Here is a 10,397-nt window from a genome sequence, read left to right on the forward strand (position 1 = left end):
GGGGCGGGCCGACGGCGGGGCCCATGACTGGCGCGTTCCTGCCCGCCCACGCCTGCGCTGCCCGCTCCGTGATCGCTTCCGTCTCCGCCTTGGCAGCGGCCGAGATGGCCGCTGCCCCCGGCTCCTTGAACCAGGGGCGCAGCCGGATCAGCGCGGGGCGGATACCGGTGGCCAGCAGCAGGGCCGTGCCCTTGGGAAGGGCGCGGATCTTGTCCGGGGGGAGGATCGGGTCCAGGCGGTAGGAGACCGAACGGGAGCCGCCTTCCTTGCCGCTGGAGTAGCTGGGGGTCTTCACATCGTGCTGGCCCACGAGTTTGGAGACCTTGTCAACGAAGTCCGCGTCGTCCAGGCCCGCGCCGAGGAGTTTGATGGTGGCGGCGCTCCACAGCGCGTCCATGCCGGCCTCGCCCCAGACGCGGGAGCCCTGGCGGTAGCTCTGCAGCAGAGTGACGACGTTGATGCCGCGGGAGCCGAGGTGGCTGTAGAGGTCGGGGAGGTCGGAGATACGGCAGACGTTGGCGGCCTCGTCCAGTACGGCCGTCATCGGGGGATCGAGCCGGCCGCCCATCCGCTCGGCGGCCATCACCCCGGCGCGCAGCGTGGCGTCGGCGAGACCGGCGATGACACCGGCCGCTGAGCCGCCGCCGTCCTTGGAGAGCAGATAGAGGGTGTCGCGGCCCAGTACGTGCTCGTGCGGGCGGAACTCGGGGAGGAACGGGTCGGGCTGCACCCAGGCGGCGATCTCCGGGTCGAGCAGACAGGCCACGCACTGCCGCGCCGTCTCGTAGATGCCGTCCCGGGTCTCGACCGCGCCCCGCACCGTGCCCTGCAACTGCTCGGCCATCGCCACCATGTCGGCGTCGCGCAGCAGATCGACGGGGGTGCGGTCGGCGGGGTCGGCGAGCCAGCCGAGCAGGTCCGTGACGGATGCCCCGCCGCGCGCCGCGGCGAGGAACAGCGCCGTGAGGGTGTTCTGCGCCGCCGAGATCCAGAAGTCCTTCTTCGACGCGTCGTCGTTCACGGAGGCGACGAAGTGCCCGGCCAGCCGCCGGGCGCCCTCGATCGTGTGACAGTCGGCCAGCATGTTCCACCACATGGCGCGCGGCGTGTGGGCGATGCCCTGCGGGTCGAACGTCCAGACGATGCCGGTCTTCTCGCGCTCGGCCCGGGTGACCGCGTAGACGTCGGACTTGTTGGAGGTCAGCAGCACAGCGCCGTTCGCGCGCAGCACGCGGGGGACCGCGATTCCGGTGGACTTGCCCGCGCGCGGGGCCATCAGATCGAGCTCCACGTCCTCGAACGAGGAGCGGAGTTCGGGCCCGTTGGGCTCCAGGTCGCCGAGCAGATTGCCGGTCTGGTCTGGGTGCAGCTCGGGCTCGTTCTTGACGGAGGGCCGCAGGTCGCGGGCGCGCTTCTCGATGCCGGCCGGGAGCATGGAGGCCAGCTCCCGCTTCCCGGCGAGCCCCTTCTGCCGGGAGGCGTACGCCAGCACCTTCCGAACGGCGAGGACGGCTCCCGCGATCACGGCGCCGAAGACCAGTACGACACCGGCCCACACCGCGAAGGGCGAGGCGCCCGGCCACAGTTCTCCGGGGCCGCCCGCGAGCAGCGTGACGGCTATCGAGACGGAGAACGGCGGGGGCCGCCACCCCGCGCCGGTCAGCGCCGCGCCCAGCGTTCCGCCGAGCCAGACGCCGCCGGACGTCATCAGGGCTGTGGCCATCGCCGCCACGATGGCCCACGGGGCCAGGTCCCGCGCGTTCATGCCCGGTTTCACGATGCGGTCCTCCTGTCCGTGCCCGGCTCCTGCGCGGGCCTCTGCCACAGCTCCGGCCCTTGCGGTGGCGCCTGCTGCGGCACCGGCTCGGGCGCGGCCCGCACCCATATCTCGGGCCCGGGCCCAGCCGCGGGACGGGCCTCCGGCCCGGGCTCCGGGCTGAGTTGGGCCGCCGGTGCGGGTTCGCCCCGGGGTACGGGCTCGGTGGGGGGTGCGGGTTCGCCCCGGGGTACGGGCTCGGTGGGGGGTGCGGGTTCGACCTGGGGTACGGGGCCGGTGTGTGGTGCGGGTTCGACGCGGGGCGCGGGGCCGGTGCGGGGTGCGGGTTCGACGCGGGGTGCGGGACCGATACGTGGTACGGGTTCGGCTGCGCCGGCGTCGGCACCCGCGACAGCAGCACCGCCCTCGAAAGTGCCGCCGTCCGCCTGCCCTCCCGGGTGGTCGTTCTGCACCCAGCGGGTGTTGGTGTCGTGCAGATGGCGCTCGGTGTCGGTGATGCTGACCCGGATCGGGATGCCGGGGCGGCCGCCCACCTTGATGAGGAAGCGGCCGCGGCCGGGCGGTTCCTCGTGCTCGCCCGTCTGTGCCCAGCCCGGGGGCGAAGACCAGGAGGAGACGAGTTCGATCTCCCGCTCGGACAGCCCGACGATCTTGCCCAGTTCCTCCATCTCAGCCCGCGGCAGCCCCGCGCAGACGACCATGCCCGCACGCTCCACGAAGCCGCGCGCCTTCGCCTTGTCGGCCTCGGTGCCCAGCGACTCCGCGTCCTTGAGGGTGTGGGTGATCTTGGCGTCGCCCAGCCCGAGGGTGCGGTTGAGGCGGGTGAGCGCGTCGATACGGTCCACGATCCCGGTCGCGGCACGCAGCGGCCGCCACAGCTCGTCCAGCACGGTGAAGAACCAGCGCCGCGGGGTCAGGCCCGCATCGGCGAGCGCGTGGGAGGCGGCCACCGAGCCGAGCCCGTCGGACCACGCCGCGAGCATCGCCGCCGCCGTCAGCTGGGTGTCCGCCTCACCGATCCGGGAGATGTCGATGCAGACCGCGGGCGCGCTCGGGTCGACGCGGGTCGAGGTCTCGGAGGCGAAGGTGTCACCCAGCGGTCCGTCCAGGATGCCCAGCAGCGAGCGGTGCAGGGGATCGACGGCGTCGCGGTAGCGGGTCTCGTCGCCCCGGTCCAGGGTCACGGCGCGTACCCGGTCGGGGCCCTCGCTGAGCACCCTCAGCACATCGGGCAGCACCACGGTCCTGCCGGGCGGCGTCCTCTCGTACAGATGGTGCAGCACGGCCGAGACCACCGCCTGCTCGTGGTCGTCCATGGGACGGTTGCGGACGATGGTGACCAGTGCGGCCACCATGTTCAGCACGCGGCCGTGTGCTTCGGCGGCCAGTGCCCGGCCCGCCGCCCCGCCGATCCGGTGTGCTGCCTCGCCCATGGCGCCCGGGTCCAGCAGGTTGATACCGCCCATGCCGCGCCCGATGGAGATCACCTGGCCGCCCAGCGCGCGTACCGTATCGGCGTAGTCGGGCTTGAGGTCGCCGAGGACCAGCGGGACAACACCCGTTGCCGTCAGACCGATGAGCATCCGGTTGACCAGGGTGGACTTGCCGAGGCCCGGCATGCCGAGCATGAACAGCGACGGGTTGGAGATGTACCGCGCCCGCGTGAACCAGGAGAGCGGATCGCCGCACACCGTGGCGCCGGTGTGGATGTGCTGGCCCAGCGGAACGCCGGACATCGGGGCGCCCGAACCCGCGGCGAACGGCCACAGCCCGCATGCCTGCACCGTCGTCGCCCGCCACATCGTCGGCGGGTCGATACCGCCGACCTGTCCGCCGCCGGGCCCCGGCCAGCCGCGCGTCGTCGGCTGCTTCGGCCGGGCCGGGGCCGGAGTCCTGCCTTTGCCGCCCTTACCCTTGTCCTTCCCCTTGGCCTTTCCCGTCGCCTTTCCCTTCGTCTCGCCTTTCGGCTGCCCCTTGCGCTTCGCCTTGGTGTCGGCCATGCCGTGGCCCCTCTCGTCCAGCTGTCGGTTCCTGTCGCGTGGGCTCACAGGGCCTCCCGCAGATCGCGCGGGACCAGCGTCAGCTCCCAGGGGAGGATCCCGACCGGGAGGGTGCAGCTGAAGGCCGCGGCCTGCATCCGGTCGGCCGGCCGCATCGACAGCCGGGACGCCCCCTGGAGGTTCTGCATGGCCGCGCCGGCGTCGGCCAGTTCCTCGTCGCTGTCGACGGTGACCGTCATCATCATCGAGAACTCCACCAGACCGGCGCCGGTGGCCTCCTCCTGCGCGGTCTGCTCGGCCGCGCGTACCTCGGTGGCGGCCCGTGCCCGGACCAGACCGCGGCCTGACGTGGCCATGAACTGGGCCGCCCGCCGGTCGGCCTCCACGATGCGGGCCGAGGTCGCCGGATCGATGGGCCGGTAGAGCAGCGCGACCCGCTTGCGCCGGGTGCCGGGGTGGGCCTCCAGCAGCCCGCGCAGCACGTTGGACCGTACGGTGCCGCGGGGCGCCAGCGTCAGCATCCACGACCTGGAGACCCCGGAGTCGTGCTGGTAGGAGGTGACGGTCTCCACGCAGGCGGCGGGCCCCGCGTCGTCCCACTCCAGCCCGGTGTAGCCGTACTGGGAGCGGACGTCGAGGATCTCGCCCGCGGCATCGGGGTCGTACGCCACCCGTACGACCTCGGCGATGCGCTCGGCGGACAGCGGATAGGCGACTCCGCCGCCCGCGCCCACCAGCCCGGCGAGCAGGCCGGGAACGCGGGTGGAGAGATCGATGATCATGTCGTCGTGGTTGACCTTCTGCCCGGCGGGGATGCCGTAGGTGAGCGTGATGTACGTGTTCATCTCGGAGGAGGCTTCCGGATACCGCTCGACCACCTCCTCCATCACCGCGCGCGCCGCCGCCGGGGCGTTCGGGTCCAGGCGCGGCAGCACCTCGTGCGCGAGCCGGGTGCCCGAGTCGGGTGCCGTCTCGACGATGACGGAGGCGCCGCGCAGCCCGGGCTCGTGCGACAGCTGGGCCAGCCAGTGGCCCCACGCGGCCACCCAGTTGTCCACCTGGTCGGGGTCGACCAGGGAGCCGCCGTCGGGTTCGCAGGCGAGTACGAGGGTGTAGAGGCGGCGGCCACTGTGGTACAGGACGCCGAAGTCACGGTCGTAGGCGTCCCTGCCCTCGTGCATCTGCACCCTGCCGAGCAGCCCTGGCGGTTGGAACCGGCCGCCGGGGCGTTGCGAGAGCGGCCCCGAGACATAGGTCGTCGCCCCCTTGGACTTGCGCCGGAACCACCCGATGCGCACGGCGAGCAACTGATAGGCGTTGCGCCCGTCCTGGGTACGCATCACGAGCGGCGTCAGCAGAAAGGCCATCGGGACCATCACGATCAGCGCGGCGGTCAGCGACGCCAGTGACGCGAGCAGTGTGATGATGAGCCCACCGAACAGCCCGGCGGTACCGAGCATGCCGAAGGATCCGAGCCCCGGACGCCTCGGCCGGCGCCAGTTCCCGTAGGTCGGGCTCGACGACGCGGCATGGGATGACATGCGTTCGGTTTCCTTCCATGTCCCAGAGTGGGAAGTCCGTACTGGTGAGACCGTGTTGGGTTGGGGCAGCGGCCGGGCCGGTTGTGCGGGCGGCGCACGGGCCGGTGCGCCGGGCGGTGCGTTGGCCGTGCGCCGGGCCGGGTGTGCGGCCCGGCCCGGCTGCGCGGTCCAACTGGCGGGCTGAGATTGCGGTCTACTGGTTGTGGCCCTTGCTGCCGTCGGCACCGTCCACGGAGCCGCCGACGAGCTTTCCTGCGGTCTTTGCGGCGGCCACCGCTGCCTCGACCGCCATACCGACCGGGCCCGCTGCTGCGCCGGCGCCCCGAGCGGCACCGCTGGGGGCTCCGCCGGATCCACCGCCCGAGCCGCCACCGGCGTGGCCTGAGCCGCCGGAGCCGCCCGAGCCGCCACCGGACGGGCCGGAGCCGCCTCCGCCGCTGGACTGGCCGGAACCGCCACCGCCGCCACCGCCGGAGCCCATGGCACCGTTGGCCATCCCCGACGGTCCGGAACTGCCGTGCCCGGACTGGCCGCCGCCGCCCGAGGCGCCTGAGGGCCCCTTGGCTCCGGAACCGCCACCGGAGGACCCCGCGCCACCGGCGAGCGACTTCGCCCCGGAGGCGATGGCGCCGCCCCCGGCCGAGACGGCGGAGGAGTAGGCACTCTCACCGCCGAGCGCCGCGGTGGCCGGCACGATCAGCTTCAGCAGCGCCGGCAGGGCGATGGCCGACAGCAGCATCACGCAGATGCCCGCGATCTTGGCGTGGATGTTGGCCGCTTCCTCGCCTCCCCCTTCGCCGCCCGTGAGCAGGTCGGAGCCCGCGTAGATGATGAGTCCGGCAGTGGGTTTGTAGAGCAGCCAGGCGATCATCCAGCCGATGTGCTTGCGCCACCATCCGCCGCCCCAGTTGCTCATGGACGCGGCAGCGGCCAGGGGCAGCGTGCCGAACAGCACGATCATGACTCCCAGCCGCACATAGAGCAGGATCGTGTGCACGATGGCCGCGATCAGCAGGAGGAAGGCGAGGATCAGCAGCAGGAACGGCTCGACACTCGACGAACTGCTGCACCCCATGTTCTGGATCTGCTCGTTGACGGCACCGGCGAACAGGTGATTCGAGAAGTCGTCGCCGACGCTTGCTGCGGCTCCCACGATGGCCGTACCGCCGCCTGCTACGACGATGAGCCGCACCATGCCCTTCAGTGCGGTCGTGCCCGGTTCGCCCTGGCGCTCAGCGGCCATGCGGATACACGCGAAGAGCAGCGATCCCACGGCGACGTAGACGACGAGCCACCGCACTTGGGCGTGTACGGGATCGGACTTCGCCGGCAGGAAGGTCGGCACCGTGGCGGTCACCGCGCCGAACGCGCTGATGGCGCCCGCCATGATCATGTCGGCGATGCCTTTGACGATGGAGCCGATCGGATCTCCGAGGAACTCGAAGAATCCCTTCAGGGCGTCCAGAAAAGGACTCCCCGTACCGCCGTCACAATCCATGTCAGGCCGCTCCCCACTTGATGAAGCCTCCGGAGCTCATGGCAGTGGACGAGGGAGTGAAGAGCGCCCCGTTCGAGTGCGGTTCCACTTTCCAGTCGCCGCCGCTCCAGCGCATCGAGACCGTCGTCGAGGTGAGGCTCCCCCCTGGGCTCTTGATGAGGAGATGCACCTCTGCCGCGTTCTTCGAATACGAGGGCACGGAGAACCCGGAGGGCACCCCGGGGGATTGGCTCTCCACATCCGACTGCGGCCTGGTGGCCCGCTGGTTGATGAACTTCTCGCGGCCCTCGTCCGCGACGATCTGCTGTTCGGCAACCGTGCGCCAGTCGGCGGTGCTCATATGCGTGAGAATGCCGTGCGCCGCCATGACCGCGCCCATGGGAGTACGGGCGTAGCACCACCACACCGGTCCGCTGAACTGTGTGGGCCCGGCCGACGGCGAGGTGGGAACCATGGTGCCGGCGAGTTCCTTCCACGCCACGTCCTTCGGCGCCGAGGTCGGCCGCGCCGTGTCCTTGCCCTGGTCGTCCTCGGTCCTGCAGCCTTCCGGTCGCTCGCCCGGCGCCCGTTTGCGCCCCTTCGAATCGTCGGTGGACAGCGGTCCGCTGCGCGCCTTGCGGTCGCCGGTCGCGGCGTTGGCCTCGCCGCTGCCGGAATTCGCCAGATAGGAGACGCCCGCGGCGAGCAGCACGGTTGCCAGAAACACCGCGGAGAAGATCCAGCCGCGCTGTTTCCAGAACGCCGAGTCATCCGCCGGGCCGTCGCCCTGCTTGCGTCCGAACATCGCTACTCATTCCCTGTGTCGGTTCGCTCGGTTCGCTCGGTTCACTAGAAGAGCCAGCCCGCGAACGTTCCCGAAGCGGCGATGAGGCAGCAGCCGCACAGCACCATGCCGAGCCGGCTGACGTGTTCGGAACTCTCGCCGCGCTTCAGGGAAACGGCCATCATGATGCCGGTGATGATGATGCCGAGGACACCGGCGACGGTGCCGGCCCAGAAGGCTGCCCCGAGCAGTTTCTCGATCTTTTCGCCGACTCCGGCGGGCTTCTGGCTGCTCGGCTTCGGAACGGCCAGGTAGAGGTTGAGCATGGCACTCTTCATGGGGGTCTCCGATTTGCTCGTTGTCAACTTGCGGTGGATGCGGCGGACATGGCGTGGAAGCCGGGGAATGCGCGGGATCTGTCAGGGATACGGCCCAAAGAACTCCACGATGGGCCCGGCAGTCGTGGCGATGACCGAGGCGAGCACGATGATGAAGAACCCTCGGAAGTACATCGCGCCCTCACCCATTTCCCCGCGGCGCAACTGGAGGGTCAGTTGCAGCCCGACGACAATGAGCCCGAAAACGCCGGCGGCCGTGGCCCCCCAGGCGAGCCAGCTGAGCAGGTTGTCCGCGGCCGCGGTCGGCTGGTAGGGCGACAGGTCGGCCAACAGCAGCTGTGGCACATGGCTTTCGACGGTCATCGCGTTCTCTCCCGTTTCCCGGGTTTCTCAGGTTCGGTTCCGGCCAGCGCGGCGAGTTCGCGCACGACCTTCGGCGTGGGACCCGTGCGCTTCTCGCCCCGCCACTCGGGGATCCAGGGCACCCGGACAACATCCGCGGCGGAGCGCAGCACCCTCACCCGCTGCCCGAGGTGGAGCGGCAGGTGTCCGGGCCCGTCGGCGACCAGCACCACGGCCAGCAGTTCGACGCCCGCCGGGTGCTCCCCCCGCTGAAGGGCCTCCAGTGCCCGGCCCGCCGCCCGCAGGCCGGTGCCGTGTGTCCGCGCCACCAGCAGTACTTCGCCGGGCTCGCCCCGAGCCGGGTCGGGCCACCCGCGCCCCATGTCGTGACCGCCCACCACCTCGGCGAGCGTGCTGGCCCCGGCACCGCCGTGCGCCCCGACCCAGCTGACCGGGCCGCCCCCACCCCTCGGGGGTTCCCCGAGCTCCGGGTACGGCTGCGCCGGCCGGGCCGGAGCCGGTGGCTCGGCCGTGACTGCGGGGCGCCCGTGCGCCGCGTAGCCGTGCAGCGCAATCCGCTGGACGGCGGTCGGTCCGCGCACCCAGATCTGCGGACCAGCGGACACCGTTGGAGGGACGCTCATGCGCGTCCGGCCTCCTCTCCAGGGCTCGTGGCTTGTCTGTGCTTCCGCGCTTCTGCACCTGCTGCTCCTTATGCGGTGCTGTGGCTTCTATGCCTTCTACGACCGGAATGCGGGGCAGATTTTTGAACTGATTCGTCCCGGTTCGCGTTCCGGTGTGCATGCGCGGTGCATGCGCGGTGTGCTCCGTCGGAGAGCCACAACGTGACTTCAGCGGAAGTGGTTCACCGCGCCGGGCAGCCCGGCGTCGTCGAGTTGAGGAGAGAAGGTGTTGCACCCATGAGCGAGAGCGACGGTGACGGGGGAGGCAGTCCCAAGGCGGCGCTGTATGGGGGAGCAGGCTGCACCGGTTGCATGGCGTTCCTGGCCGCGATGGCCGGCGGGGGCGTCTTCGTCTTCATCTACGGCGGGCTCGGCGTCCTCTTCGCCCCTATCATCGCGATCATCCTCTTCTTCGGCGGCGGGGGCGGCGGCCCCGATTCGCACTCGGGCGGCATCAGCTCCGAGGAGGTCTCGGAGTCCGTCCAAGGTGACGGCAAAGGTGAGCTGAACTCCGAGACGGTTCCCGCGGACCTGGCGGAGACCATCGAGGACGCCGGAGACGTCTGTGATGCCATCGGGCCGGTCGTCATCGCGGCGCAGATCGAGAAGGAGTCCTCGTTCAACAAGGACATGAAGGGGCCGAACGGGGAGGAAGGCATCTCGCAGCTCCCGCCCGACAAGTTCGAGGAGTTCGGCGAGGACAAGGACGACAACGACGAGACCAAGGCCACCGACGCCGAGGACTCCATCATGGCCCAGGCCAAGTACATGTGCTCGCTGGCCGACGAGGTCAAGCCGATCGTCGACAGCGGTCAGGCCCCGGACGGACAGGGCGTCCTCGATCTGGCGCTCGCCGCCTACGAGGTGGGGCTGGACACGGTGAAGGCCGCCAAGGGCATCCCCGACACTCCCGAGGCGCAGGGCTACGTGGTCGGCGTCCGGTCGCTCTTCCCCAGATTCGAGGGGATCGGCGGCGCCGTGGCCCCGTCCGAGTTCCCGTCCGCGTCCATGAGCCCGAGCCCGGACGAGTCCGGCTAGGCCGTGCTGTCCGCTACCGACCGACCCTCGATCCGAGAGACGAGCGGAGGAGTGAACACCTCATGCTGTACGAGCAAGTGCGCCAGGAGCAGGCGCGGCATGACGACGGACCGGAGCAGGGGCCTTTCCGCTTCGAGGTCCTCATCAGCAGCAACGGGAGCGCCGCGCTCAACGGTGCCCGGCTGTCGGCTGCGGAAGGGCAGGAGATCCACGTCGCGATCCTCGACGAGGTGCACCGCGCGGCCCGTGCCAGGGGCGAACCGGTCGAGGTGACCATCCTCGACCTGCGGGAGAACGGTTACGCGACCCATATCCGGGTCGCCCCCGACGGTTCGAGCCAACTGATCGAGCCCGGCACCGAGCCGGCGGCCACTCCGACACCGTCACCCCCTGAACCGGTGACGCAGCCACCGGCCC

The 10,397-nt window shown here is 71.0% G+C and carries 9 protein-coding genes and 1 pseudogene; 2 read left to right on the plus strand and 8 right to left on the minus strand.

Annotated features, from left to right (window positions below):
* The 8 genes from ITI46_RS30515 to ITI46_RS30550 form a co-directional block, all read right to left on the minus strand.
* Window positions 1-1,765: type IV secretory system conjugative DNA transfer family protein (locus tag ITI46_RS30515; protein ID WP_209243175.1), on the minus strand; the 1,765-nt coding region annotated here is incomplete at its 3' end.
* Between the two features lie 8 nt (window positions 1,766-1,773).
* The gene (locus ITI46_RS30520; protein ID WP_247746832.1) at window positions 1,774-3,777 is read right to left on the minus strand and encodes a putative type IV secretion/conjugal transfer ATPase; all 2,004 of its coding nucleotides are present in this window, start codon (window positions 3,775-3,777) and stop codon (window positions 1,774-1,776) included.
* A gap of 44 nt (window positions 3,778-3,821) precedes the next feature.
* Window positions 3,822-5,318, minus strand: coding sequence for an SCO6880 family protein (locus tag ITI46_RS30525; RefSeq protein WP_209243168.1), 1,497 nt, complete (start codon window positions 5,316-5,318; stop codon window positions 3,822-3,824).
* 193 nt (window positions 5,319-5,511) lie between these two features.
* Window positions 5,512-6,816, minus strand: coding sequence for a hypothetical protein (locus ITI46_RS30530; protein ID WP_209243169.1), 1,305 nt, complete (start codon window positions 6,814-6,816; stop codon window positions 5,512-5,514).
* Window position 6,817: 1 nt separating this feature from the next.
* The gene (locus tag ITI46_RS30535) at window positions 6,818-7,600 is read right to left on the minus strand and encodes a DUF8175 domain-containg protein (protein ID WP_209243170.1); all 783 of its coding nucleotides are present in this window, start codon (window positions 7,598-7,600) and stop codon (window positions 6,818-6,820) included.
* Window positions 7,601-7,644: 44 nt separating this feature from the next.
* Complete coding sequence (locus ITI46_RS30540) at window positions 7,645-7,917, minus strand: hypothetical protein (RefSeq protein WP_209243171.1); 273 nt, start codon at window positions 7,915-7,917, stop codon at window positions 7,645-7,647.
* 81 nt (window positions 7,918-7,998) lie between these two features.
* Window positions 7,999-8,280: a hypothetical protein gene (locus tag ITI46_RS30545; protein ID WP_209243172.1), complete on the minus strand. Its 282-nt coding sequence runs from the start codon at window positions 8,278-8,280 to the stop codon at window positions 7,999-8,001.
* Window positions 8,277-8,903 (minus strand): DUF6668 family protein, encoded by a 627-nt coding sequence (locus ITI46_RS30550; protein ID WP_209243173.1) that lies wholly within the window; start codon window positions 8,901-8,903, stop codon window positions 8,277-8,279. The genes ITI46_RS30545 and ITI46_RS30550 overlap by 4 nt, the downstream gene beginning before the upstream one ends.
* A gap of 276 nt (window positions 8,904-9,179) precedes the next feature.
* Between ITI46_RS30550 and ITI46_RS30555 the strand changes: the two genes are divergently transcribed.
* Window positions 9,180-9,980: a lytic transglycosylase domain-containing protein gene (locus ITI46_RS30555; RefSeq protein WP_209243174.1), complete on the plus strand. Its 801-nt coding sequence runs from the start codon at window positions 9,180-9,182 to the stop codon at window positions 9,978-9,980.
* 62 nt (window positions 9,981-10,042) lie between these two features.
* Window positions 10,043-10,397, plus strand: a pseudogene (locus tag ITI46_RS30560) (hypothetical protein); the annotation flags it as partial.

The organism is Streptomyces oryzae, assembly GCF_017676365.1.
In the GTDB taxonomy this organism is placed as follows: Bacteria; Actinomycetota; Actinomycetes; order Streptomycetales; family Streptomycetaceae; genus Streptomyces; species Streptomyces oryzae.